Source organism: Tolumonas lignilytica, from assembly GCF_000527035.1.
Taxonomy (GTDB): domain Bacteria; phylum Pseudomonadota; class Gammaproteobacteria; order Enterobacterales; family Aeromonadaceae; genus Tolumonas; species Tolumonas lignilytica.
This window is the reverse complement of sequence record NZ_AZUK01000001.1, coordinates 1,589,592-1,614,059: the sequence shown is the minus strand read 5'-3', so window position 1 is coordinate 1,614,059 and position 24,468 is coordinate 1,589,592. Positions and strand designations below refer to the sequence as shown.

General features: G+C 52.4%; 21 protein-coding genes and 1 pseudogene. 11 read left to right on the top strand and 11 right to left on the bottom strand.

Translation table 11 applies throughout. The annotated features are described in order from the left end of the window. Positions 1-85: 85 nt before the first annotated feature. Together H027_RS0107535 and gmhB are read right to left on the bottom strand one after the other, a co-directional pair. Positions 86-694: a thiol:disulfide interchange protein DsbA/DsbL gene (locus H027_RS0107535; protein ID WP_024871861.1), complete on the bottom strand. Its 609-nt coding sequence runs from the start codon at positions 692-694 to the stop codon at positions 86-88. A 396-nt stretch (positions 695-1,090) separates the two neighbouring features. After that, positions 1,091-1,651 (bottom strand): D-glycero-beta-D-manno-heptose 1,7-bisphosphate 7-phosphatase, encoded by a 561-nt coding sequence (gmhB, locus tag H027_RS0107530; protein ID WP_024871860.1) that lies wholly within the window; start codon positions 1,649-1,651, stop codon positions 1,091-1,093. Positions 1,652-1,794: 143 nt separating this feature from the next. Here gmhB and H027_RS0107525 point away from each other — a divergent pair, with 143 nt between their 5' ends. Then, the gene (locus H027_RS0107525; protein ID WP_038149586.1) at positions 1,795-3,861 is read left to right on the top strand and encodes a tRNA(Met) cytidine acetyltransferase TmcA; all 2,067 of its coding nucleotides are present in this window, start codon (positions 1,795-1,797) and stop codon (positions 3,859-3,861) included. 40 nt (positions 3,862-3,901) lie between these two features. Here H027_RS0107525 and H027_RS0107520 read toward each other — a convergent pair whose 3' ends face one another. Next, positions 3,902-4,285, bottom strand: coding sequence for a hypothetical protein (locus tag H027_RS0107520; RefSeq protein WP_024871858.1), 384 nt, complete (start codon positions 4,283-4,285; stop codon positions 3,902-3,904). 187 nt (positions 4,286-4,472) lie between these two features. Between H027_RS0107520 and H027_RS0107510 the strand changes: the two genes are divergently transcribed. The 3 genes from H027_RS0107510 to H027_RS0107500 all read left to right on the top strand — a co-directional run bounded on the left by H027_RS0107510 (position 4,473) and on the right by H027_RS0107500 (position 8,763). Next, a complete protein-coding gene (locus H027_RS0107510; RefSeq protein ID WP_024871857.1) occupies positions 4,473-5,195 on the top strand; it encodes a response regulator in 723 nt (240 codons plus the stop codon). Continuing rightward, complete coding sequence (locus H027_RS0107505; protein ID WP_024871856.1) at positions 5,185-6,624, top strand: ATP-binding protein; 1,440 nt, start codon at positions 5,185-5,187, stop codon at positions 6,622-6,624. The genes H027_RS0107510 and H027_RS0107505 overlap by 11 nt, the downstream gene beginning before the upstream one ends. A gap of 78 nt (positions 6,625-6,702) precedes the next feature. Beyond that, positions 6,703-8,763: an exoribonuclease II gene (locus H027_RS0107500; protein ID WP_024871855.1), complete on the top strand. Its 2,061-nt coding sequence runs from the start codon at positions 6,703-6,705 to the stop codon at positions 8,761-8,763. Positions 8,764-8,828: 65 nt separating this feature from the next. Here H027_RS0107500 and H027_RS0107495 read toward each other — a convergent pair whose 3' ends face one another. Together H027_RS0107495 and rsmD are read right to left on the bottom strand one after the other, a co-directional pair. Then, positions 8,829-9,149, bottom strand: a complete 321-nt coding sequence (locus tag H027_RS0107495; protein WP_024871854.1) for a DUF1145 domain-containing protein — start codon at positions 9,147-9,149, stop codon at positions 8,829-8,831. Continuing rightward, positions 9,146-9,760, bottom strand: a complete 615-nt coding sequence (gene rsmD / locus H027_RS0107490; protein WP_024871853.1) for a 16S rRNA (guanine(966)-N(2))-methyltransferase RsmD — start codon at positions 9,758-9,760, stop codon at positions 9,146-9,148. The genes H027_RS0107495 and rsmD overlap by 4 nt, the downstream gene beginning before the upstream one ends. 414 nt (positions 9,761-10,174) lie before the next feature. Between rsmD and ftsY the strand changes: the two are divergent. From ftsY to can, 5 genes and pseudogenes are all read left to right on the top strand, one after another. Beyond that, a pseudogene (gene ftsY / locus H027_RS0107485) lies at positions 10,175-11,119 on the top strand (signal recognition particle-docking protein FtsY); the annotation flags it as partial. 3 nt (positions 11,120-11,122) lie between these two features. After that, entirely contained in the window at positions 11,123-11,800 is a 678-nt protein-coding gene (gene ftsE / locus H027_RS0107480) for a cell division ATP-binding protein FtsE (protein WP_024871851.1), read from the top strand. Further along, the gene (ftsX, locus tag H027_RS0107475; protein ID WP_024871850.1) at positions 11,790-12,758 is read left to right on the top strand and encodes a permease-like cell division protein FtsX; all 969 of its coding nucleotides are present in this window, start codon (positions 11,790-11,792) and stop codon (positions 12,756-12,758) included. Before ftsE ends, ftsX begins: the two co-directional genes overlap by 11 nt. Before the next feature lie 322 nt (positions 12,759-13,080). Further along, positions 13,081-13,935 carry an RNA polymerase sigma factor RpoH gene (rpoH, locus tag H027_RS0107470; RefSeq protein ID WP_024871849.1) on the top strand — a complete coding sequence of 285 codons (855 nt, stop codon included), beginning with the start codon at positions 13,081-13,083 and terminating at the stop codon, positions 13,933-13,935. 69 nt (positions 13,936-14,004) lie between these two features. Continuing rightward, positions 14,005-14,667 carry a carbonate dehydratase gene (gene can / locus H027_RS0107465; protein WP_024871848.1) on the top strand — a complete coding sequence of 221 codons (663 nt, stop codon included), beginning with the start codon at positions 14,005-14,007 and terminating at the stop codon, positions 14,665-14,667. Between the two features lie 2 nt (positions 14,668-14,669). Here can and H027_RS0107460 read toward each other — a convergent pair whose 3' ends face one another. Further along, positions 14,670-14,888: a hypothetical protein gene (locus H027_RS0107460; RefSeq protein ID WP_024871847.1), complete on the bottom strand. Its 219-nt coding sequence runs from the start codon at positions 14,886-14,888 to the stop codon at positions 14,670-14,672. Positions 14,889-14,891: 3 nt separating this feature from the next. Continuing rightward, positions 14,892-15,029: an entericidin A/B family lipoprotein gene (locus H027_RS0107455; RefSeq protein ID WP_024871846.1), complete on the bottom strand. Its 138-nt coding sequence runs from the start codon at positions 15,027-15,029 to the stop codon at positions 14,892-14,894. A gap of 128 nt (positions 15,030-15,157) precedes the next feature. Between H027_RS0107455 and speE the strand changes: the two genes are divergently transcribed. After that, positions 15,158-16,039 carry a polyamine aminopropyltransferase gene (gene speE, locus H027_RS0107450; protein WP_024871845.1) on the top strand — a complete coding sequence of 294 codons (882 nt, stop codon included), beginning with the start codon at positions 15,158-15,160 and terminating at the stop codon, positions 16,037-16,039. Positions 16,040-16,080: 41 nt separating this feature from the next. Here speE and aspA read toward each other — a convergent pair whose 3' ends face one another. Further along, positions 16,081-17,499 (bottom strand): aspartate ammonia-lyase, encoded by a 1,419-nt coding sequence (gene aspA / locus H027_RS17600; protein WP_038149214.1) that lies wholly within the window; start codon positions 17,497-17,499, stop codon positions 16,081-16,083. A gap of 283 nt (positions 17,500-17,782) precedes the next feature. Here aspA and putP point away from each other — a divergent pair, with 283 nt between their 5' ends. After that, positions 17,783-19,297, top strand: a complete 1,515-nt coding sequence (gene putP, locus H027_RS0107440; RefSeq protein ID WP_024871844.1) for a sodium/proline symporter PutP — start codon at positions 17,783-17,785, stop codon at positions 19,295-19,297. A 56-nt stretch (positions 19,298-19,353) separates the two neighbouring features. On the opposite strand, the gene pssA is transcribed toward putP, so the two are convergent. The 3 genes from pssA to H027_RS0107425 all read right to left on the bottom strand — a co-directional run bounded on the left by pssA (position 19,354) and on the right by H027_RS0107425 (position 24,368). Continuing rightward, a complete protein-coding gene (gene pssA / locus H027_RS0107435) occupies positions 19,354-20,706 on the bottom strand; it encodes a CDP-diacylglycerol--serine O-phosphatidyltransferase (RefSeq protein WP_024871843.1) in 1,353 nt (450 codons plus the stop codon). A 125-nt stretch (positions 20,707-20,831) separates the two neighbouring features. Further along, positions 20,832-22,625 carry an aminopeptidase P family protein gene (locus tag H027_RS0107430; RefSeq protein WP_024871842.1) on the bottom strand — a complete coding sequence of 598 codons (1,794 nt, stop codon included), beginning with the start codon at positions 22,623-22,625 and terminating at the stop codon, positions 20,832-20,834. 45 nt (positions 22,626-22,670) lie between these two features. Then, a complete protein-coding gene (locus H027_RS0107425) occupies positions 22,671-24,368 on the bottom strand; it encodes a sensor histidine kinase (protein ID WP_024871841.1) in 1,698 nt (565 codons plus the stop codon). Positions 24,369-24,468 lie beyond the last annotated feature (100 nt).

Here is a 24,468-nt window from a genome sequence, read left to right as displayed (position 1 = left end):
ATGAAAAAAAAGCCCCTCATACCAGTTCGGTGATGAGGGGCTTTTTTGAACGCGCCGGAATCAGTCCGGCAGCGTCGTTTCGTGATTAATCTTGCTTATTCAATAAGAATTTAACCAGCGCAATATACTCATCGGTGCTCTTGATTCCTTCGGTTTTCACCAGATATTTACCGTTGACCACGGTCGAAGGAACGGCACGAATGTTCATGCTGCCGGTGTTGCGATCATATTGCGCCACCATACCGTTGACGGCAAAGCTGTCGATGGCACCATCAAAATCCTTACCATCCACACCGGCTTTCACGAAGACGGCACGCACATCGGCACGATTCTGTGGTGGCTGACGTTCTGCGTGGATCAGGTTAAAGAACAGTGGAGTGACTTTGTCTTCTACTTTCAACAGATCGGCGACCGCATACGCGCGTTGCAATTCTGGCCCCATTTCTTTACCCAGAAACGCGACAGGCGTGCGCTTGAAGGTCACATCCGCAGGCAGTTGTTTGCGCAGCTCGGCCATGATCGGTTCAAACTGGTAGCAATGTGGACAAAAATAGGAGAAGAACTCCATGACTTCTGGTTTAGGTGTGCTGGTCTGGCGGATGACTTCGTAATTGACGTTTTCTTTAAATGCGGGCGCCGCTTGTAAGAACGGGGCCATGAACAGACTGACTAACAACACAAACACTTTTTTCATAATGGGTTCCGTATCAGGTAGAGATAAAATCAGAAACTGTAAGCCAAGACTATTCACTCCATGCTCATTCGTCAATTTGATTAATTCCGATGAAGATAGATCTTGTGGTCGTTCTGCGTCGCGCCGTTTCAGTAAAGCGCAATGTGGTGGATAACAGGGGCTATGGATTCTATAACTGTGATATTTATCACCAAACGAAGCTCTTAATTTGCAAATTGCAAAAAGAAGTCTATATTGGCTCCGTCTGACGCGAGCAGTGTCTCAGATAACAAATAATACAAACACATCGGACAATAAGCTGTAGAAAGCAGCGGGATAGTGTGTAATGCGATTGAGCTTGCCTAGGCAAGCTCAAGTCATTTCTGGCGGACTGAAAATATCCGCAATGGGATCGGTTTACGCGTTGAGGGCGGGTACCGCTTTCGCGAAAGTCAGCAGCGAATCCTGAACTTCATCCGCCAATGCTTGCGCCTCTTCGGTCACGGCTTTACCGGTTCGAACCAGAATTTTATGGGCGACGCCGGCAGCTTGGGCGGCTTTCATATCCCCCGCCTTATCACCCACCATATAAGATTGCGTCAAATCGATGTTCAGATCTTTGGCGGCATCCAGCAGCATGCCGGGTGCCGGTTTGCGACAGTCGCACTCCTGACGATAGGGTGCGACACCGGCTGAGGGGTGATGCGGACAGTAGTAGATGCCATCCAGATCGACATCCCGATCCGCCAGCGACCAGTCCATCCATTCGGTCAGGTGCATAAATTGGTCTTCGGTAAAATAACCGCGGGCGATACCAGACTGATTGGTGACGACAATCAGGCTATAACCTTTTTTCTTCAGGATCTGCAATGCCTCGATTGCACCCTCAATAAAATGAAAGTCATCCACGCAGGAGACGTAACCCGTATCCTGATTGATTACGCCGTCCCGATCCAGAAAAACCGCAATGTTTGCCACAATCTATCCTCAGTTATTATGCTGTGCTTATTGTAGGGGATTTCTGCCGGTTCTGCTGCTTTGTCTTCATGCAGCCAGATTGCATCGCTCTGACCAGCGATACCCCTGTCATACAGGTTGCCTCATCAGATTGGAATTCATTTATGCCCCATCAGTTTGCCGAACATCTTGCCCGTTTACGCACACGGGGTGAACGCCGCTTGTTATTGCTGACCGGTGCCGAACCGGCTTGTCAGCAACAGGCGGCAACGCTGTGGCAGGCGGCAGGATTATGGCTGGGAGATGGGCCGGAAAACGTATCGGCACAACCGATACGGCACACCATGCCGTGGCTGGGGCAGGAGTATCCGCTGGTCATCGTGAATGGTTTTTCCGGTTTATCACCGGATATGCTTGGAGCTGTCGGCGGGACGGTTTGTGCCGGTGGGTTACTGATATTGCTGATGCCGCCGCTGGTGGATTGGTCGTCGTTTCCTGATCCGGATTATCGACGTTATGTCTCGCAATCGGATGAAACCGCACGTTGTTTCCCGAATTTTCTGCAACGTTTACAACGGTTGCTGCTGGCTGATCCTTTCGTCTGGCATTGGGATCTGACCGCTCAGCGTTGTGACGCACCACTACCGGCCCCGATCATCGATGCATGGCAGCTCCGGCAGGATGCAGTAGGTTGTTATAACGCAGAACAGCGACAGATCTATGATGCCGTGCTGTGTTGTGCCGGGGCCGAAACGGCCTATCCGCTGGTGGTGATGGCCGATCGTGGTCGCGGTAAGTCCACGGCGCTGGGGCTGGCAACCCGAACGCTACTGGCGCAGGGAAAACAGGTGGTGGTGACGGCGCCCTCCCGCCAGTCGGCGCGAACGCTGCTGCAACATGCCGCATCAGACGAAGTGTTGTTTTTGAGTCCGGAAGCTTTGCTGTTGCAACCGGTGGCGACTGATTTACTGTTGATTGATGAAGCGGCGGCAATACCGGCGGACGTGCTACATCAGTTGCAACAACGTTATCAGCGGGTGGTGTATGCCACGACGATCCACGGTTATGAGGGGTCGGGGCATGGCTTTGAACTGCGGATGTGCCGCTTGCTGGCCAGCGAGTGGCCACAGTGGCAGCACTTGTCATTAACGGCCCCCTTGCGCTGGGCGGCGAGCGATCCGTTGGAACCATTGCTGGCGCGGATCTTGTTGCTGGATGCCGACCCGGATGTCCCGCCACCCCGGCCTCAGGCCCTACAGGCGGAGTGCCTCACGGCGGCACAGTTGGTGCAGGATGAAAACCTGCTGCGACAACTGTTCGGTTTACTGATTCTGGCACATTACCAGACGGCACCGACGGATTTACGCCTGCTGCTGGATAGCCCGGATCTGGACATCTGGCTCTGGCGTGATGCGGAAGCAGGGGCGCTATATGGCGTTGCCGTTTTGGTGCGGGAAGGGCCTATCGCTTCGGAACTGGCTGAACAGATCTGGGCGGGGCGCCGTCGTCCACGGGGGCAGTTGCTGCCGCAAACATTGCTGGCGCACTGCGGTTACCAGAGTGCCGCCGCATACCGTTATCTGCGCATCATGCGGATTGCGGTGCATCCAGCCTGTCAACAGCAAGGGTTGGGGAGTCACTTTATCCGTGATTTGACCGCGCATTATCGTCACTCAGCCGATTTTCTGGGTTGTTCGTTTGCAGCAACGCCAGAAATCCTGCAGTTCTGGCGCAAACAGGGCTGGCAGGCGGTTCGGTTGGGATTAAGCAAGGATATAGCCACCGGCAATCATGCCGCCGTTTTACTGAGTGCGTTGCAGCCTGAAGCCGAAATCCGGCTGACGCAGTGGCAGCAGCAGTTTCAACAGCAGTTACCGGTCTGGCTGGCACATGCACTGAATGAGCTTCCGGCTGCGGTTATTTTACCGCTGTTGCAACCGGCGGAGGTCGCCACGCTGAACCCGCAGGAGCGGGCGGATCTGATTGCGTTCAGTGAACACCATCGCTCGGCTGATCACTGCTGGCCTGCCATATTATGCCTGATGCAGGTTGCTGCTGGTCAGTTGGCAACCTTGCCGGTGGCGCAATCCGCCTTGCTGATACAACGCTTCTGGCAGGGAAAATCGTGGGAATGGCTGGTGCAGCAACATCAGTTAGCCGGGCAGAAGGCGGTGGTGCAACAGTTGCGAAACACAATAAAAAAACTGCTCTTTCTGATCGGGGCAGGATAAGAAAGAGCAGCAAAAGAGGCGCAGATCTACGAGTTACAAATTACTTCTGTTTATCCAAAAAAGTCTTTGTGGATTGCAGCTGGCTTTCTTCAAAGGCCAGACGTGCTTTCAGCATGTCGATGTATTTGGCTTTGACTTGTGGGTCTTTGATTTCATCTAATGCTTTTTGCATATCTTCAGGGTTATTGAATCGCATACCATAACCGCCGCCCATCATGCCATGACGCATATTGTCATGATCTCTGAGGAACCGGCCTTGGTGCATCATGCCGGGGCCGTAGCCATCGCCATCCTGATCATACATCGGGCAAGGTTGTACTGTGTTCGGAGCCGGATTCGTTGCTGCTTCCGTGGCAGCCCAGCCAGCCAACGGTAAACTGGTCATCAGGGCTAAGGTCAGCAGAGCTTGTTTGCGGGTTAACATGGTGTATCTCCTCTCTCTCACATTAAATTGTTTTTGCACTATCATTACAGACCATAAATGTCGCAATGCTGTGCCAAAAACAGACTTTTTTGTAACAGACTTTGCCAGATTAGCCCGCTGACATAATTTGCCATACATTCCTTACGCAACTTTATATACTGGTATTAAGCGCTTTTGAGGAACCCGCATGAATCAGACCCTGCCCCATATTCTGGTGGTTGATGACCACGCTGAAATTCGCGATTTGCTGAAACGATTTCTGGAGCAACATGGCTTCAAGGTGACCTGTGCCCGTGACGGTAAAGAGATGAAGCGCTTGCTGGAAAATGGTCATTTCACCCTGCTGGTGCTGGATCTGATGCTGCCGGGCGAAGATGGTCTAACCTTGTGTCGGGATCTGCGGGCGAAATCTTCGCTCCCGGTGGTCATGCTGACTGCGATGGGAGAAGAAATGGATCGGATCATCGGCCTGGAAATGGGGGCGGATGATTATCTGGCGAAACCGTTCAATCCCCGCGAATTACTGGCCCGTATCCGTGCCGTGTTGCGTCGCGCGAACCTGATGCCGGATGTGCAGGATGATTTGCCGGAGCGGCTCAGTTTCGACCACTGGCAGCTGGATTTGTCGCGGCGTGAACTCGTCGATGAGCATGGTGTTGCCATCAGCCTTTCTACAGCGGAATTTGATCTGCTGAAAGTGTTTCTGGAGCGCCCCAAACGGGTGCTGAGTCGGGATCAATTGCTGGATATGGCGCGAGGTCGCGAAGCACAGGCTTTTGATCGGGCCATTGATACGCTGGTCAGCCGTCTACGCCGCAAGCTGGAAATCGATCCGAAAAAACCGGAACTGATTAAAACCGTCTGGGGCGGTGGTTACATGTTCAGCGCCGAGGTTCGGCATGACAGTTGAGTTACCCTCTTTCTGGCGTCGTTGGTTACCACAAAGTATTACCGCGCAAATTTTGCTACTGGCACTGGCCGGCCTGATTCTGGCTCAGGTACTGGGGTTACAGATTTACCGTTCCGAACGGGATGCCGCATTAGGGTTGGTGAACAGCCGCAATGCCATGATCCGTCTTTCGTCGGTGGTGCGACTGTTAAGCAGTTCGCCCGATGAGCTGCATGAAGAGATCCTGCGCGCCAGCCGCAGTGAAACCCTGATGATGCGTATTCAGGATGTGCCGTTATCGCCGAATGAGCACAATCTCGAGTATGAAACCATTTTGCGTAACCTGCTCGATTATCCGGGGAACCTCAGCATTCAAATCAGTGCGGAACAGGTGGATAACAACATGCCACCACCCGTCATCTTTCAGCAGATGCACCAACAAATGCACGCGCGGGGGCGGGATGTGGCCGGCCAGATTCGGCCTCACAACGGATTGCCGCCACCGCTATGGCTTCGCGATGTCCGCATGTACGGTGCGATTGAGCTGGTCGATGGACGCTGGCTGAACTTCAGTTCGCTGGCCGATCTGGAACAGCCCACCTGGTCACCGGGGGCGCTGTTAAGTCTGCTGCTGGTGGCTCTGCTGATTGGCGCCGTCTTGTTTGTGCTGTTGCGCCGGGCGACGCGGCCGCTCAAATTACTGGCCCAACAGGCCGAACATTTCGGCCGGGGCGACGCGATCCCACCGCTGGATGAATCCGGCCCGATCGAAGTCACCGAGACCCTGGCCGCCTTCAACCGAATGCAAACACGGTTGAACCGTTTTGTTCAGGATCGCACCCAGATGCTGGCAGCGATCTCGCATGATTTACGCACCCCTCTGACCAGCCTGCGATTGCGCTGCGAATTTCTGCCGGATGGGGATGATCGTGACCGCATGTTGCAAACGCTGGCACAGATGGAAAACATGCTGCATGCCACGCTGAGTTTTGCCCGTGACGAACATAAAGGGGAGACCAGCCGGCCGGTGGATCTGGTCAGTTTGCTGCACAGCCTCTGCGATGATTATGAAGACAATGGCCAGCCAGTGCTGTGTCATGCCGAAGGAAAACGGGTGTATCAGTGCCGCCCTGAGGTCTTGCGTCGCGTGCTGCAGAATCTGATCGGCAACGCGCTCAAATATGCCGGCGATGCCGAAGTGTCGCTGGAGGAAACACCGACCGCCCTCTTTATCCGGGTACGGGATCATGGTGGCGGCATTCCGGAAGACCAACTGGAGAGCGTGTTTAAACCCTTTTTCCGTCTGGATACCGCACGGAATACCGAGGATGGCAGTGTCGGGCTGGGGCTGGCTATCGCCAGAACGCTGATCCATCAGCATGGTGGTGAATTACGCCTGACCAATGTGCCAGAGGGCGGTTTATTGGCTGAAATTCAGTTGCCTGTCTGAGACGGCGGGGAAACCTGCTTGGTTTCCCCCGGTGAACACCGTATAGTCGTCAGGTTTTCCTGACTGGATAAGAAGAACATGTTTCAAGATAACCCGCTACTGGCGCAGCTCAAACAGCAGCTTCGCGACAATCTGCCGAAAAAAGAAGGGGTAGTTCGTGCCTCTGATCGTGGTTTCGGCTTTCTGGAAACCGATCATCGCGGCGAAAGTTATTTCATTGCACCGCAGCAGATGAAGCGAGTGATGCACGGCGATCGTATTACCGCCGTCATCCGTGCCGAAAATGGCAAAGAACAAGCCGAGCCTGAATCCCTGGTGACACCGTTTCTGACGCGCTTTGTCGCTCGGATCAAGGTGATTAAAGATCGCCTGTTTGTGGTACCGGATCATCCGGTGATGAAAGAGGCGATCAAAGCCCGTCCGGTCAAAGGTCTGGATGAAAAACAGTTTAAAGAAGGTGACTGGGTTATTGCCAACCTGAAACGTCATGGTCTGGTGGAAGCCAACGGTCATTTCGCGGAAATCACCGAATATGTCACGCACAACAACGATCCGGAAGCCCCATGGTGGGTGGTGTTGCGGCGTCATGATCTGCCTCGTGCGGCCCCTGAAATTGAACAGGAATGGCAACTGCGTGAAGAAGGCCTGATCCGGGAAGATCTGACCGCACTGCCGTTCGTGACGATCGACGGTGAATCCACCAAAGACATGGATGATGCGCTGTATATTGAAGCCACGCAGGATGGCTGGAAACTGCTGGTCGCCATTGCCGATCCGACAGCTTACATCGAACCGGGCAGTGAACTGGATCAGGAAGCGGCCAAGCGCGCGTTTACCGTCTATCTGCCAGGCCGCAACATTCCGATGATCCCGCGTCACCTCAGCGACGAACTGTGTTCGCTGGTGGAAGGGGAAGAGCGTCCGACTTTATGCTGCGAGATGTTCATTACCGCTGCAGGTGCTCTGCTGCCAGAACCGCGTTTCTTTGCGGCAACCATCCGTTCACAAGGCCGTTTGGTTTACGATCAGGTCTCTGACTGGCTGGAAAACGGCTCGGCGGAAGGGTTTGCACCATCCGCGGCTGTGACAGAACAAATTACCCTGTTGCAGGCGGCGACCTCGGCTCGTCAGGCATGGCGTCAGGAACATGCGATTCTGTTTAAAGATCGTCCCGATTACGATTTTGAACTGAACGAAGCCGGTGAAGTGGTGGCGATCCATGCCTCTTTCCGCCGCAGCGCCAACAAGATTGTGGAAGAAGCGATGATTGCCGCCAACCAGTGTGCTGGCGATTTTCTGGCGAAACAGCCAGGCTACGGGATGTTCAACGTGCACGCCGGTCTGGATGTTGAAAAATTCAAAGGCGCACAGGAATTATTGCAGCAACATGCAGCCCCGGTGAGTGATGAATCGCTGTTTACGTTGGACGGTTTCTGCAAACTGCGTCACTGGCTGGATGCGCAACCGACCAGCTATCTGGACAATCGGATCCGTCGTTTCCAAACCTACTCGCTGATGTCAACCGAGCCGGGTTCCCATTTTGGTCTGGGTCTGACGCATTATGCGACCTGGACCTCGCCGATCCGCAAATATGGCGACATGATCAACCATCGCATTCTGAAGGCGATGATCAGTCAGCAGGCGGCACCAGCCCGTCCGGACGCCGCACTGACCGATGCCCTGAGCATGGCGCGGCGCAGCAACCGCATGGCCGAACGCGATATCGGCGACTGGCTGTATGCCCGCTTCCTGTTGCCAGCGGTGGCTTCACAGCAGGTGTTTGCGGCTGAAGTGATGGATGTGATGCGCAGTGGGATCAAGGTTCGCTTGCTGGAAAATGGCGCGGTGTGCTTTATTCCTGCCAGTTTGATCCTGAAAGACCGTAAACGGTTTGTTTGCAACCACGATGAAGGGCGCGCATTCCTGGACGGTGAAATTTACTACGAGTTAGGCCAGACCATTCAGGTCAAGCTGCAGGATGCGATCGAAGCAACCCGGACGCTGGTCGCGATCCCGACTGAGCTGCCATCAGCAGCGGCACCGGTGACCAAGGAAGCCTTAGCAGAATCCGAGCATGAACTGATCGAAGAACTGCTGACGGAGCCGGAAGAGACGGCGCCGGAAGACGATGAGGCATAAAGCCCGGTTGTACCCATGAAAAAATAAGGAGGCTTCGGCCTCCTTATTTTTTCTGTCTGTAGCCATCAGTGCTGGCTGCGTTTCGCTTCGATTTCCGCTTTTTTCTTCTGTGCGGCGTCGTAAATGGCACCACGCAGCTCCAGCATGCGAAAGAAACCGAACAATAACAGTTCGATATAATCCCGGGTGCTCAGTTTTACCAAGTCTTTGGCTACCAGTGTCATGATCGCAGCCTGAATGGCATGCACCATCAGCACCAGTACCGCAAATACCGGGATCAGGGTATGGATTTTGCCCGTCAACGGGTGCAGAAAGGTGAAGTAAATACTACCCAGCCAGAATCCCATCACGATCAGTTTGGCTAACAACAAAAAAAACCATTTCATTCTGTAGTGCTCTCCCGCAAATAGAGCTGGTAACGAACCTGACCAGCCTGTTTGTCTTTTAATAATTGCCAGTTGGGGGGTATCTCCGGCGCTTCGCCTTCATTTTCCCGCTCAAGATAAATCAAGGCACGCTTGGCCAGCCAGCCTTGTTGTTCCAGCAACGGGATCACCTGTAACAACAGGTTTTTGCGAAACGGCGGATCCAGAAACACCAGTTCAAACGGTTCACTGCACGGATTCTGTAATACCTGTATGGCATCCCGGCAGACAATCTGGGCCTGCTCGCATTGCAAGGTTTGCAGATTCTGTTGCAACTGACGGGCAGCTTTGGGTTCCTGTTCGATCATCATGACATAACCGGCATAGCGGGAGAGTGCTTCAAATCCCAAACTGCCGCTGCCGGCGAAGACATCCAGACACCGGCTATCCCGCACTTCGGTGGCTAACCAATTGAAAAGCGTCTCTTTAACGCGATCGGTCGTAGGGCGTAACCCCTCCACATCATGTACCGGTAATTTACGACCGCGCCATTGACCACTGATCAGTCGGATAGTCCCTGACCGGCCAGAAGCGGGCGTGGAGCGAGAAGCGGAAGATTTACTGCGTGCCATGGGGTTTCTTCATCAAAAGCAGGAAAAGGTGGTAGTATGACGTCCAGTTTATGTACCGTCATCCACATCGAAGGCGGCATTCTAGCAGTCTATGCAGCAAGTGAGTAATCGTTAATGGCAAAAGGACTTTTCTCCTGGTTTAGCCGGGGATCAAAAGACAAAGCAGAACCGGAAAAGACCCCGGAAGCGGAACAGCCGGTCTCTTTGGTGGAGGAAGCAACCTCGCCGGTGGAAACGCTGGAACCGGTTGAAGTTGAATTAGCCGCAGTTGAAGTTGAAGCAGAGATCGAAACTGAAACTGAGACCGTCACCATCGACGAAACGGTTCCGACACCAGACGTTGCACCCTTAGCAACTTCGGTCAGTGACCTGCCTGAACCGGCTGAGTTTGCGGTCGCCGAGTTGCACGAAGAGACACAAAGCAAACCGAAACGAGCCGGGCTCTTCGGTCGTCTGGTCAAAGGGCTGATGCGTACCCGCGAATCGATCGGTGCGGGATTCATGGCGTTATTTCGTGGCAAAAAGCTCGATGATGACTTGTTTGACGAACTGGAAACGCAGCTGTTAACCGCCGATCTGGGCGTGGAAACCACACAGCGGATCATGCAGAATCTGACCAAGCAGGCCAAACTACACCAATTGAAAGACGCCGAAGCGCTGTATGACCTGCTGAAACAGGAAATGTCGGCCATTCTGCAACCGGTCAGTCAGCCATTGCAAATCGACAGCAGTAAAACGCCGTATGTCATCCTGATGGTGGGTGTGAATGGCGTGGGTAAAACCACCACCATCGGTAAACTGGCAAAACATTTCCAGGCGCAGGGAAAATCGGTGATGCTGGCGGCAGGCGATACCTTCCGTGCTGCTGCGGTGGAACAGCTACAGGTCTGGGGGCAACGCAATCAGATCCCGGTGATCGCCCAACACACTGGCGCCGATTCTGCGTCAGTCATCTTCGATGCCATTCAGGCGGCAAAATCCCGCAACATCGATATTCTGATTGCCGACACGGCAGGCCGGTTACAGAACAAAGGCCACCTGATGGAAGAGCTGAAGAAGATCGTCCGCGTGATGAAAAAACACGACGACAGTGCTCCGCATGAAGTCATGCTGACACTGGATGCCAGCACCGGCCAAAACGCGATCAGTCAGGCCAAACTGTTCGGCGAGGCGGTAGGGATCGATGGGATTACCCTCACTAAACTGGACGGCACCGCTAAAGGCGGCGTGATCTTTGCCATTGCGAATCAGTTCGGCATTCCGATCCGTTATATCGGTGTCGGTGAGGCGATCGAAGATCTGCGGCCATTTGAGGCAAACGATTTTATCGAAGCGCTATTCAGCGGAGAACAACACTAAACCATGATCCAGTTTGACCATGTCAGTAAGGTGTACAGCGGTGGTCACATGGCACTGCAAAAGGTCAGTTTCCAACTGCGTTCCGGTGAAATGGCTTTTTTGACCGGACATTCAGGTGCCGGGAAAAGTACCTTACTGAAACTCATCAGCATTCAGGAGCGGCCTTCCGATGGCCGCATTCTGTTCAACCGCCGTGACCTCTCTGAGATCAGCAAAGCCGAAGTTCCGTTTATTCGCCGTCAAATCGGCATGATTTTTCAGGATCACCGTCTGCTGCTCGATCGTTCGGTGTTTGATAATGTTGCGTTGCCGCTGCAGATAGCCGGTGCCTCACCGCTGGAAATCCAGAAACGCGTCATGGCGGCACTGGATAAGGTGCATCTGCACAACAAGGCGCAGCATTTACCGCTGATGCTTTCTGGTGGTGAACAGCAGCGGGTCGGCATTGCCCGGGCGATCGTCAACATGCCGCCACTCCTGCTGGCCGACGAACCGACCGGTAACCTCGATGCGGCGCTGGCGCATGAAATCATGCTGTTATTCCGAGAGCTGAATGCGTTGGGCGTGGCCATTCTGATTGCCAGTCATGATCAGAAACTGATTGAAGATAGCGGTCAGCGCAAACTGGTGTTGCAGCAGGGTCGGTTAGTGGCAGATACAGGAGCAGGCTATGGCGCGTAAATCAACTTCCCATGTGCAGTCTGCGCCTGGTCATGGCAGTCGTTTCTCGTTGTGGATTTATGTTCACCTGCAGCAACTCCGTCTGACCATGCGTGAAATCTGGCATACCCCGCTGACGTCCCTGATGACCATCGGCGTGATAGGTGTCAGTCTGGCGCTGCCAGCCGCTTTGATGGTGATTCTGAAAAATGCTGAAAGCGTGACGGCCGAATGGCAAAACGGTACGCAAATCACCCTCTATCTGCAGAAGGGGACCAGTGATGCGGAGATCCAGGCGTTGCAGGCCCGTATTCAACAGAACGCGCAGGTGGCATCGGTGCGCTATATCTCACCGGAGCAGGGCATGAGTGAGTTCAAGGCGTTGTCGGGGTTCTCTGACGCACAGGCTTATCTCTCCGATAACCCGTTGCCTCCGGTGCTGGAGGTGAAACCGCGTCAGGCGTTCCACAGCACGCAGGAGAGCGAACAATTACTGCGCAGCCTGAAACAGGAAAGTGCGGTGCAGCAAGCCAAACTGGATATCCAGTGGGTGACCCGGCTGAACGGGATCATTGCATTGGCCCGTCAGTTGGTTCATCTGTTGGCCGGTTTTCTGGTGATCGGGCTGATGCTGACGGTCGCCAATACGCTGCGCTTGTATATTTTTAACCGGCGGGCCGAAATTGAGGTCATGAAACTGGTGGGGGCGACCGATGGTTTTATTCAGCGTCCCTTCATGTATCTCGGTTTCTGGTATGGTGCCGTCGGTGGGTTGGTGGCCTGGTGGCTATCAGAAGTGCTGTTATTACTCAGTGAACGTGCCGTCACTTATCTGGCGGAACTGTATGATAGCAATTTCCGTCTGGTGGGGCTGGGTTCGGCAGATGGCGGTCTATTGATACTGCTGGGCGTGTCGCTCAGCATGGGCGCTGCCTGGTTTTCCGTGCATAAACACTTGCGTGAAATTGAACCCCAATAAATTTTAAAAAAAATCGAAAATATACGAACTTTTGCACAGCCCTGTTGTCTTAATAAGTGAGGGTTAATTCTGTTGGGAAAGTTATCTTTCTCCTTTGGCTTGGTGATGATGTATTTTTGATACTTGGTATATCGGAAACATGCTCAGATTTCGGGGAGTCTTTGGATCTCCCCTTTTTTCTGTCTAAAATTTGTTAACAAGCGTGACAAGATATGCAAAACTTGATATTGAACAAGTTTAAATATCCCGAACGCTAACGGGATGTGTTATTAAAACCATCTTTGAATGAAGCATTCGATGTTAAGGTAAAAAGAGGTATTCGATGAGTACTGATCTTCAGCGCAATTTAGTTCTGGTTCCTCAGGGTAGTCTGGAGGGCTATATTCAGGCAGTGAACAGTATCCCGATGCTGACTGCTGAAAAAGAACGGGCACTGGCTGAACAGTTGCAAAATCAGGGTGATCTGGAAGCTGCCCGTCAGCTCGTTATGTCGCACCTGCGTTTTGTGGTACACATCGCGCGCACTTATTCTGGCTACGGATTGCCACAAGCGGATCTGATCCAGGAAGGTAACATCGGCCTGATGAAAGCGGTCAAACGCTTTGATCCGACGGTCGGTGTGCGTCTGGTTTCCTTTGCGGTACATTGGATCAAAGCCGAAATACATGAATATGTGCTGCGCAACTGGCGTATGGTCAAAGTTGCCACCACAAAAGCACAACGTAAGCTATTCTTTAATCTGCGCAAAACCAAAAAACGTCTGGGTTGGTTCAACCAGGATGAAGTGCGTGCAGTAGCAGATGAACTGGGGGTGACCCCGGAAGACGTCACCGAAATGGAAGCCCGGATGAGTGGTCAGGATCATTCGTTTGATGGCTGGGATGACGACGAAAACGATAACGTATTCGCGCCGGCTCAATATCTGGAAGATAAATCGTCTGACCTGGCGACAGTATACGAAAATGACAACTGGGATAATCATGCGGAACACCGTTTGTCGTATGCCCTGCAGGGTCTTGATGAACGCAGTCAGCAGATTATCCGTGCTCGTTGGCTGGATGAAGACAATAAACTGACGCTACAGGAGCTGGCAGACCGTTATGGCGTGTCGGCGGAACGTGTACGTCAGTTGGAAAAGAATGCACTGAAGAAGCTCAAGGATGTGCTAGAGGCATGATGCCTGACTGAACCACGAAAGGTCTCTTTAGTGAGGCCTTTTTTTTGGCTGCAAAAAGGAGCAAGAAGCATGAAACTGCTGAACCAATTATTTATACAGAATCGCCAGTGGGCTGAGCAGATCAAGGCCGAAGATCCTCATTTTTTTGAGAAACTGGCTTCGCAGCAGTCACCGGAATATTTGTGGATCGGCTGTTCCGACAGCCGGGTGCCTGCGAATGAATTGCTGGGCTTGTTACCCGGTGATGTGTTCGTGCATCGCAATGTGGCGAATCTGGTCGTGCATACGGATTTTAACTGTCTGTCCGTGATCCAATATGCTGTGGAAGTCTTGAAGGTCAAACATATCATTGTCTGCGGCCACTATCATTGCGGTGGTGTGATTGCGGCAATGAGTAATCAGGAATATGGCCTGATTGATAACTGGCTGCGCAACATCAAGGATATTCATTATAAATATCGGTCACAGGTTGATGCGATCGACGATGAGCATGAACGGCAGAATTACCTGTGTGAACTGAATGTGCTGGAGCAGGTCGCCAATGTCTGTTACACCTCTATCGTGCAGAATGCATGGCGGCGTGAGCAGCAACTGGCGGTTCATGGCTGGATCTATGATGTCAAAGACGGTTTATTAAGAGACTTGGAAATTACGGTGGATGGCTTAGCGCAAATCCCGGATGTGTATCGTTCTTCTTGTCAGAAGGTCTCTGCGTTTCATCAGCAAAAGTAACTTCAGAAAAACTGCCCCAGCCATTTCGGGGCAGTCATCAATGCAATGGCCCACAGGCAAAGCCAGAGCAAATCATTAACCAGAAAAGTCAGGCCGATCAAGCCAATGCCCGCCAGCAGCGCCAACATATGCGATTGCCGCTTGCCATAGATAAAGTAACCGGTGCCGATGGCACCGATCACGATATTGGCAAACAGGAGCAGCGGGTCTAATTCCGACATGGGCTAGAGTTTCTGTTGTACGCTGGTTGCGGCGTCTTTCACCTTCTCGCCACCGCGTTCAAGATCCTGTCCCATGCCATGAATGGTGTTACATGCACTCAACAAGATGGCGGCGAACAAGATGCCAGTGATTGTTTTCATGAGTATTCCTCTTTAAGACAATACAATAAATATAATTCAGCACACGGACTTCGCCGAGAAAGAATTTATTATAACGTGATGATTGTTAAGATAGCAGACCATGAGGTCGGCAGGAATATCGCGAGAGCATGAAGCAAAAGAACCACTATCTGACGGAGCAATTTATCACGGAATGGCTGACGCCGGATGTGGGATTTGTGTTCCGTTCCGGCAAGGTGCTGGACGACTTTTCCTCGGCGTATCAGCATATCGAAGTCATGGAAACGGCGGCGTTTGGCCGCGTCTTTCGTCTGGACGGTTATCTGATGACCTCGGAAGCAGATGAGTGGTTCTATCATGAGAATCTGAATCATATTCCGGCCATTACCCATCCCGATCCGCGACGAGCATTGATTATCGGCGGCGGTGATGGCGGTTCTGCCCGTCAGTTACTGAAATACCCCTCGATCGAGAAAATCGTGGTGTGTGAGCTGGATGCCCGCGTGGTTTCCATGGCGGAACAGCATTTTGCCAGCGTGCATCAGGGCGCGTTTCATGACCCGCGGCTGGAGCTTGTTATTGCCGATGGGCTGCAATATGTCACGAATTGTCAGCAACAGTTTGATTTGATTGTGCTTGATTTGACCGATCCGCAGGGCTATGCCGAGCCCTTGTATAGCCGGGAGTTTTTCTCGGATTGTGCCCGTCTGATTGGCGAACATGGTTTGTTATCGCTGCATGTTGGCTCTCCGCAGTTTCATCAGGCCCGGTTTTGTCGTCTCTTTACGGAATTAAAGGCGGTGTTTCAGGTGGTCAGACCGCTGCTGATCCCGATCACGTTATATGGCGGCTTCTGGGGCATGGCCTGTGCGAGTCAACTGCGTGATCCGAAACGACTGGATGCCGATGCGGTGGAACAACGATTACAACAACGCGGTATCAGCGGGCTGCATTATTACAACGGGGATACCCATCAGGCGGCACTGGCATTGCCTAATTTCGTGCGGCAATTATTAACACAGACCGAGTGACCAGATGCCATACCTGAAGGGGTCGTTACTGACCCCTTTGTTCAGCGGGCTTTGGTCGGGTAACGTGGTTTTTTGAGATTGTCGATGGAAAAAATCTCATCCAGTTGCGCTTCAGTGAGCAAACCACGTTCCAGCACGGCCTCCCGCACCGACTTCCCGGTAAGCGCGCACTCTTTCCCTATTTCATCGCAGGCGTGGTGACCGATATACGGGGTCAGGAAGGTGACTAAACCGATCGAACTGAATACGTAGGCTTCACAGCGCTCTTTGTTGGCCGTGATCCCTTCCACGCATTTTTCCCGTAGGCAGGTGCAGGCATTGCTGAGCAGACTCAAAGATTCAAACAGACATTGCGCGATCACTGGTTCCATTACATTCAGTTGCAACTGACCGGCTTCCGCTGCCATGGTCACCGTGACATCGTTCCCCATGACCTTGAAGCAAACCTGATTGACCACTTCAGGAATGACCGGATTCACCTTGGCAGGCATGATGGAGGAACCGGCCTGACGTTGCGGCAGATTGATTTCATGCAACCCGGCGCGGGGGCCCGAGCTTAACAGGCGCAAGTCATTACAGATCTTCGACAGTTTCATCGCCAGCCGTTTATAGGCGCCATGCAGCATCAGATAGGCACCGCAATCAGAGGTTGCTTCAATCAAATCTTCTGCCGGTACGTAACTGTGGCCGGTGATTTCAGCCAGATAGCGGATCGCCAGCGCCGAATAATCTGGTGGAGTATTCATTCCGGTACCAATGGCGGTCGCCCCCAGATTGACTTCCAGCAGCAGTTCCTGACAGCGACCGATATTCTTGATCTCTTCGCGCAGGGTCACGGCATAAGCGTGAAATTCCTGACCTAACGTCATGGGGACGGCATCCTGGAGCTGGGTCCGCCCCATTTTCAGGACATCATTGAAACTAATCGCCTTGTCATCGAAGGCTTTGATCAGTTTTTTCAGCTTTTTCAGCAGATCGAACGTGCTTTCATACAGGGCGACGCGAAAAGCGGTCGGATACACGTCGTTGGTGGACTGGCAGCGGTTGACGTGATCGTTCGGATTCAGGATGTGATAGGCACCTTTTGGCTGGCCTTGTAATTCGAGAGCCAGATTGGCAATGACTTCATTGGCATTCATGTTGACGGAGGTGCCGGCACCGCCCTGAAACAGATCGATCGGGAACTGATCGAAGCAGCGTCCGGTCGAAAGCATCAGATCGCAGGTGGAAACGATCATATCCGCACGTTCGGCATCCAACGTGCCCAGTGCCCGGTTGGCCAGTGCCGCCGCCTTTTTGGTATGCAATAAGCCGTTAATAAATTCAGGAACATCGCTGACCCGCTGCTGGCTGATATGGAAGTTATCCAGTGCTCGCAGGGTATGAATACCATAATAATGTTTGTTATCAACCTGCATACGGCCCAGCAGGTCTTCCTCTTCTCTGAATTGGTTGCTCATGATGCACTCTCGTAACTTCGGGGAGACAATCAGAGTATGACACAGCCTTTTTTGTTGAATAATCAGCCGAAAGCGAAGTTTACGTTTAATCATTTAAAACATAATCAACATAGATAATTTTTTCCGAAACAAAAGGGGATAAATAAGGGGATTTGCGACGATCATGGCGTGAATATGCAGATATCATCGCGCCGAGTAGGGGAATACGTTATTATTCTCACCTTTTACGATATGCGGCACACAAGGTGCTGATTCGTGTCTATTCCCATGGGAGAGGAAGCCTGTGAACTTTACTAACCCGACGACGATTACGTTTGTCATTTATATTCTGGCGATGATCGGTATCGGCTTTGCGGCCTGGCGCTATACCCGTGATCTGTCAGATTACATTCTGGGTGGGCGCAGCCTGGGTAGTTTTGTGACGGCCATGAGTGCTGGTGCTTCAGATATGAGCGGCTGGTTATTGCTGGGGTTACCGGGTGCCGTCTATGCGTCTGGGATATCAGAAAGCTGGATCGCGATTGGCTTGATTATTGGTGCCTGGTTTAACTGGCTGATGGTGGCCGGACGCTTACGCGTGTATACCGAAATCACGCAAAATGCGTTAACACTACCCGATTATTTTACGCATCGTTTTGAAGATCGCAGCAAGTTATTGCGCGTCCTGGCGGCGGTGGTGATCCTGATTTTCTTCACGATCTACTGTGCCTCCGGCATGGTCGCGGGCGCTCGGTTATTCGAGCAGACCTTTGGTCTGAGCTATGATGTGGCACTCTGGGCGGGGGCGGCTGCAACGATAGTGTATGTCTTTGTGGGTGGCTTCCTGGCGGTCAGCTGGACCGATACCGTGCAGGCGACGCTGATGATTTTTGCTTTGTTATTGACGCCGGTGATGGTCATGGTTCATGCCGGTGGCTTTCATGATGCGGTGCAAGCGATTAATACCCTCGATGTGAAATACAGCGACCTGTTCCATGGCACCACTACCATCGGTATTATTTCCCTGATGGCATGGGGACTGGGTTACATGGGACAGCCGCATATTCTGGCGCGGTTTATGGCCGCCAGTTCCGTGAAGACAATTCCCAATGCTCGTCGGATTGGCATGACCTGGATGGTGGTGACACTGGCAGGTGCGGTTGCGGTAGGTTACTTCGGTATTGCCTATTTTTCCGCACATCCGGATCAGGCGGGTTCGGTGCAATCAAACCATGAAACTGTCTTCATTGCCCTGTCGCAATTGCTGTTTAACCCTTGGGTTGCTGGCATTTTACTGTCGGCCATTTTGGCGGCTGTCATGAGTACCTTGTCATGCCAGCTGTTGGTCTCTTCTTCTGCACTGACCGAAGATTTCTATAAGGTCTTCCTGCGTCCTCAGGCATCACAGAAAGAGCTGGTGTGGATTGGTCGCCTCATGGTGTTGCTGGTGTCTATCATTGCTATCGTGATTGCACGTGATCCGGCCAGTAAGGTCCTGGGGCTGGTTGGCTATGCCTGGGCCGGCTTCGGTGCCGCGTTTGGCCCTGTGGTCATTTTATCTTTGCTCTGGCCACGTATGACCCGCAATGGCGCGTTAGCTGGTATGTTGATCGGTGCGCTGACGGTGATTATCTGGCGTAACGGTGCCTGGTTCGGTCTGTATGAGATGGTGCCTGGTTTCCTGATGGCGCTGGCGGCTATTGTGCTGTTCAGTCTGATGGATAAAGCCCCTTCTGTGCGGATGCAGCAGGATTTTGCTCGAATGGAAGTTGAAATGACTAATCCGAGTACATCCTTGACGCAGACAGTCGTGGAATAGGTTGTTACTGTGAAAAGAAAAGCCCGCGCTGTGAAGTGCGGGCTTTTTTGTGGCAGTTATAAGATCTGCTTTAACAGTATATGGGCTTTGAAGCGCTGTATTCGGGTCAGCAAGCGTTTGACGGCATCGGGATAATCCTGCAACTGTTCTAACTCACTGAAATGCGTCAGTCGGTGGGTATGCAGCAGGATGTTTTCTCTCTCGGCAAAGAACCGATCGGACAACAGACGATGCGGATCCCGTAACAGCATGCCGTTTTCCAGATCCAGCGCCCAGGCGCGGGGATTCAGGTTGCTGCCGGTGATCAGGCTCAACTGGTCATCGACAAAAATTCCTTTCAGATGATAAGAGTTCTGCTCGTGTCGCCATAGCATGATATTCAGTTGCCCGTTATCAATGAAATTCTGGTAGCGGCTGGCAAAGCGGCGCAGATTGACTTCATAGAGATAAGGCAGACCACCGACGGTTTTAAAGGGTTCACAAGTTGGAATAAAGAAGTCGTTGGCCGTTTTATCTCCGACCACGATGGTGACTTTCACTTTCCGTTTCAACAAGCCATGCAAATCGCGCGCGAGCGAAAGCGGTGGGTTGAAATACGGTGTGCAGATAAAGATTTCCCGTTCCGCACTGCGGACCAGATCGCGGATGGTTCGGTTTAAACGATTCCCCCGTTTCCCCAAACCGACCAGCGGTGTGACTCCAAACTGACGCGGTCCGATCACGCTCTCTTCAAATTCATAACGTCCGGCTTGCAGACGGCGCAGAAAACGGCGTTGCTCGCTCCTGATCTGCTTGATATTCGGGATATTCGGTTTATCCAGTCGCGGTACGGCCGTGTCGTTGACGAAATGGCGGAGGATAAAACGGGCAAAACTATCGGCCAAATCAGCGTTTTGGATCTGATGATAGCGATCAAAACGGTAACGCTCCTGCTGCTGCAGATAAATGTTATTCAGGCTGGCCCCGGAATAAAGCAATGTATTATCAAACAGAAAGCCTTTGAGGTGTAAAACCCCCAACCATTCCCGGCGTTTTACCGGAACACCATAAAACGGGATGTCACAGGTTGGAAAACGCGCGGCGAAATCCTGATACATCACGTGATTACCGGACTGAGGCCCTTTACCAATCAACCCTCGCTGTGCGCGGTGAAAATCGACAAAAACCTTAATGTCCAGCTGTGGCCGGGCTTGTTTGGCGGCATACAGTGCCTTCATGATTTCCTGGCCTGCTTCATCATCTTGCAGATAGAGGGCGACCAGATAAATTCGGCGTTCAGCGTGGGCAATCAATTCAAGAATACGCTGTTTGAACTGACTGGCCTGATGCAAAATCTGCATGGCGTCACCGTCCACTGGTAACAGCGGCAATTTTTCCAATTGGCGGCGAAAATAGGCTGAATACAGCATGGTGTTCCTTGTTGCTAGCTTGCTAAATAGCGCGGCAAATAAATCAGATTGTAACAATCGCAGGCGCGGACTGCCAGTTTGCTGCGCAGTCTGCGTCTGGAGTTCCATATTCATGGGAGCGGCGTTCAAATCGCTGCCGTGGCTTGTTCCAGCCACAATAATTCGTTGCCTTGCAGGCTGGTCGCCAGCATCAGAAATACTTCACGGTGATAGTCATTCCACCACTGTTTTTCTTCCTCGCTCAGTTGTTCGACCAGGAGTAAACGTTTGTCGAATGGCACCATTGTGAGATTGCGGAAGGCATAGCGGTCTATTTCGCCGGAATGGGTGGCTGTTTCCACCACAACCAGATTTTCGCAGCGCATGCCAAATGCGCCTTCGCGGTAATAGCCGGGCTCGTTTGAAATGACCATGCCCGGCTCCAGCGGCGTGGTACTGCCTTTGGGCGAGATGCGTTGCGGCCCTTCGTGCACACTCAAAACATGGCCGACACCGTGGCCGGTGCCATGATCGTAGTTAAATCCGTGCTGCCATAGTGCGATGCGAGCCAGCACATCCAGCTGCATACCGCAGGTGCCTTTCGGGAATTGTGCCCGGCTGAGCGCAATATGGCCTTTCATCACAAGGGTAAATAGCTGGCGCACTTCATCACTGACTTCGCCCACTTGAACCGTGCGGGTGATGTCGGTGGTGCCTTCTGCATAATGACCGCCGGAGTCGACCAGATAGATGCCATCCTGACCGAAGGCCCGTGGCGGCGCATTGCGGAAATTATAGTGCGGTAAGGCCGCATTCGGGCCTAATGCCGAGATAGTGGCAAAACTGGGCTCCAGATAGCCCGGTTGCTGCAGTCGGTAGCTTTCCAGCTTTTCAGCCAGTTGCGCTTCATCACTTTGTAAGCCTTCAGCTCTCGCATGATCTAGCCAGGCCAGGAACTGGCACATGGCGATGGCATCTTTACGATGTGCTTCGGTCATGCCCGCAATTTCGGTAGTATTTTTGCAGGCCTTGGCCAGCAGGCAAGGATCCACCTGATCCAGCAGGCGAGCTCCATATTGTTGCAGTTGCAACGCACAGGCGGCATTGGTGTTGGCACTGTCTAGCCAGACGGTCAGGGCATCTTCCCCCAGACGTTGTAATACATCGTTCAGTTTACCGGCCGGATAGACGGACACATCGTTACCGACATGGCTGCTGAACTGGCTGTCGAGGCGGCTTGGCTTGATGAAGAGATCCAGCGTGGCATTGCTATATAACACCGCAAATGCATTCACCACCGGCAGGGCCGGAATGTCCGTGCCACGGATATTCAATAGCCAGTTAATTGATTCATTCTGGCTTAACAGCAGAGCGTCGGCTGATTGTGCGCGCAGTTGTGCGGCGAGCCGCTGACGTTTGGCGGCGCTGCTTTCACCGGCAATTTCATCGGCAAACAGGCGAGCCGGAGACTCGACCGGTTCAGGGCGATCAGACCAGTGCTGGTCGATAGGATTTTGCGCCAAGGGATGCAGGCTGATCTGCGCAGCAGACAGATTTTGTTCGTGTTTACGATACCAGTCCAGACTATGCAGGCGAGCATCAATACCCACCCGGCTATTCGCGGGCAACTGCTGGATCAGCCAATCGCTCAACGGATCCTGCAGCAGATGCAGTACAGAAAACTGCTCCTCGGAGACTTGCTGTCGGGCCTGAACGGTATATCGGCCATCAACAAAGAGTGCAGCTTTATCGGCCAGAATCACGGCGACGCCGGCAGACCCTGTGAAGCCTGTTAACCAGGCCAATCGTTCATCAGTCGGTGCGGTGTATTCGCCGAGATGCTCATCTTCGTGAGGGACAATAAATGCCTGAATATCTGCGTGTTGCATTGAGCCACGAACCAGAGTCAGACGTTCTGCAACTGAAGGTTGAATAGACATGCGAGCTTCCGCGTGAGGCTAAAAATGGAGGCAGAATAACATAAATCAGCCAGAGTTGATGGATGTTTGTCGGTTGCGTGTGCTACCGGAAACAATTGGAAATACCGAATCATCTGCTGCTTCATCGACATTCTTTGGTATTTCAATATGGAAATGAGCGCCATTACCGACGTTGCTCTGGCATTTGATTCGTCCACCCAATAATTGTACAACCTGATTATAGACGATGTAACAACCCAGACCGGAAAAGCCCTGTGCCCGCCGACTGGTGACAAACGGTTCGAAAATATGCGGCAGTAATTCTGGCGCAATACCCTGTCCATTATCGTAATAATCTAGGTGTATCTCACCCTGTTCCGCTGTCACCTGAATAGTGATGGTTCTTGGCCGGTTGCAGTGGTCAAATCCGTGATCCAGCGAATTTTGCAACAGATGATTGCAAACACGACTGAACGCCGAGAGATAGCTGTGCATCTCCAGTGCTGGTTCACACTGAATCGACACATGGCAATGTTCCTGGTTCAGACGGTGCCCCTGAGAGACAATGATCTGATGCAGTGTTTCGGCAATGTTGAAGCTGCTGGTTTGTTGTGCACTGTGGGTGATTGCAATTTGTTGAAAATTATTCAACAGATCAACCGCTTTTCTGAGCTGTTGCGACAGTAGCTCTCCCGACTCACCAATGGCTTCCAGTTGCGTTTGCCAGTGTTCGCGAGAGAACGACTCTGCTGATGGCAGCAAGGCCAGCTCTTTTAGTTTATTGCTCAAAAAACGGCTGGCAGTCATGCTGACCCCTAAAGGGGTATTCAGCTCGTGTGCCATGCCAGTTACCAACGCACCTAGTGACGCCATCTTTTCGGCTTCAATTAATGATTGCTGTGTGTTTTTCAGATTGGCGTAGGCCATTTTGAGTTCGCGATGACTCTCTTCGAGTGAGTGAGTCCGTTCTGTGACTTTTTGCTCAAGTTGTTCGTTGAGCCTGATATTGAGCGCATGTTCTTGTTGCAGATTATCGGCATACGAGAGCTGTTTCTGCCAGTCATCATTGTGTCGTTGCTGCATATCATTGATGCTGATGACGATCGCATCCAGCTCATCCTGCGCTGCATCTGATGGAGGGTCTCGTTCCAATGCCAAAGGCTGGATGGTATTGCTGGCATCCAGCTTTTGCAGGAAAGCCCTGATCTTATGCAAATGGCGGATCAACTGATGATAAAAAATCAGCATGATGCAGAACGAAACCAACAGGGTTTTCAGTGTCTGAGTGGCCAGAATAATCAGGCTTTTTTGCCATAAGCGCTGATAAATGGGTTCTAAGGTCAGGTCAATTTTCAGTTCGCCAACATCGTAACTTTCGTAAGACAGCGGGAAAGTTTGTGTCAGCACTTGCAGGCCGTTCACCCGGCCGACATGACCGCGTTCCAGCAACTGCCCATCGATTTTTTCATATACGGTGGCGGCCTGTACGTCAGGCATTTGCTGCAACCCTTTTAGCTGCAAGCCTAACTGCTCGGTATCCATATTCCAGACACTGGCCGCAATGGCGGTACGATGCGAGCGGGCCAGTTCAGTTATGCGCTCTTTGGTGTCATCGACACTTTGGCTGTAATCCCAGCCCAACTGCAACAGGGTCGAGATCAGGGCTAACACCGTACTGCAGGCAAGGATGTAGGCCAGTAAGCGACGGGATAACCGGTGTGCAGTAGAAAAGCTCAGGAATAAATTTTTCCAATACGTCAGCATGATAGTTCCATTGCCTGCCTTTTGGCGGATAGCGCGCTGTGTTGGTGGCAAGGTTATTCTGCCACAAAGGATCCTTGCGCGAATCATCAAGATATAGCAC

What these genes read in the sequence shown, in the direction of transcription:
- H027_RS0107535 (WP_024871861.1), bottom strand. Translation starts at nt 694, where the DNA reads ATGAAAAAAGTGTTTGTGTTGTTAGTCAGTCTGTTCATGGCCCCGTTC.
- H027_RS0107525 (WP_038149586.1), top strand. Translation starts at nt 1,795, where the DNA reads ATGCCCCATCAGTTTGCCGAACATCTTGCCCGTTTACGCACACGGGGT.
- H027_RS0107520 (WP_024871858.1), bottom strand. Translation starts at nt 4,285, where the DNA reads ATGTTAACCCGCAAACAAGCTCTGCTGACCTTAGCCCTGATGACCAGT.
- H027_RS0107510 (WP_024871857.1), top strand. Translation starts at nt 4,473, where the DNA reads ATGAATCAGACCCTGCCCCATATTCTGGTGGTTGATGACCACGCTGAA.
- H027_RS0107505 (WP_024871856.1), top strand. Translation starts at nt 5,185, where the DNA reads ATGACAGTTGAGTTACCCTCTTTCTGGCGTCGTTGGTTACCACAAAGT.
- H027_RS0107500 (WP_024871855.1), top strand. Translation starts at nt 6,703, where the DNA reads ATGTTTCAAGATAACCCGCTACTGGCGCAGCTCAAACAGCAGCTTCGC.
- H027_RS0107495 (WP_024871854.1), bottom strand. Translation starts at nt 9,149, where the DNA reads ATGAAATGGTTTTTTTTGTTGTTAGCCAAACTGATCGTGATGGGATTC.
- rsmD (WP_024871853.1), bottom strand. Translation starts at nt 9,760, where the DNA reads ATGGCACGCAGTAAATCTTCCGCTTCTCGCTCCACGCCCGCTTCTGGC.
- ftsE (WP_024871851.1), top strand. Translation starts at nt 11,123, where the DNA reads ATGATCCAGTTTGACCATGTCAGTAAGGTGTACAGCGGTGGTCACATG.
- ftsX (WP_024871850.1), top strand. Translation starts at nt 11,790, where the DNA reads ATGGCGCGTAAATCAACTTCCCATGTGCAGTCTGCGCCTGGTCATGGC.
- rpoH (WP_024871849.1), top strand. Translation starts at nt 13,081, where the DNA reads ATGAGTACTGATCTTCAGCGCAATTTAGTTCTGGTTCCTCAGGGTAGT.
- can (WP_024871848.1), top strand. Translation starts at nt 14,005, where the DNA reads ATGAAACTGCTGAACCAATTATTTATACAGAATCGCCAGTGGGCTGAG.
- H027_RS0107460 (WP_024871847.1), bottom strand. Translation starts at nt 14,888, where the DNA reads ATGTCGGAATTAGACCCGCTGCTCCTGTTTGCCAATATCGTGATCGGT.
- H027_RS0107455 (WP_024871846.1), bottom strand. Translation starts at nt 15,029, where the DNA reads ATGAAAACAATCACTGGCATCTTGTTCGCCGCCATCTTGTTGAGTGCA.
- speE (WP_024871845.1), top strand. Translation starts at nt 15,158, where the DNA reads ATGAAGCAAAAGAACCACTATCTGACGGAGCAATTTATCACGGAATGG.
- aspA (WP_038149214.1), bottom strand. Translation starts at nt 17,499, where the DNA reads ATGAGCAACCAATTCAGAGAAGAGGAAGACCTGCTGGGCCGTATGCAG.
- pssA (WP_024871843.1), bottom strand. Translation starts at nt 20,706, where the DNA reads ATGCTGTATTCAGCCTATTTTCGCCGCCAATTGGAAAAATTGCCGCTG.
- H027_RS0107430 (WP_024871842.1), bottom strand. Translation starts at nt 22,625, where the DNA reads ATGTCTATTCAACCTTCAGTTGCAGAACGTCTGACTCTGGTTCGTGGC.
- H027_RS0107425 (WP_024871841.1), bottom strand. Translation starts at nt 24,368, where the DNA reads ATGCTGACGTATTGGAAAAATTTATTCCTGAGCTTTTCTACTGCACAC.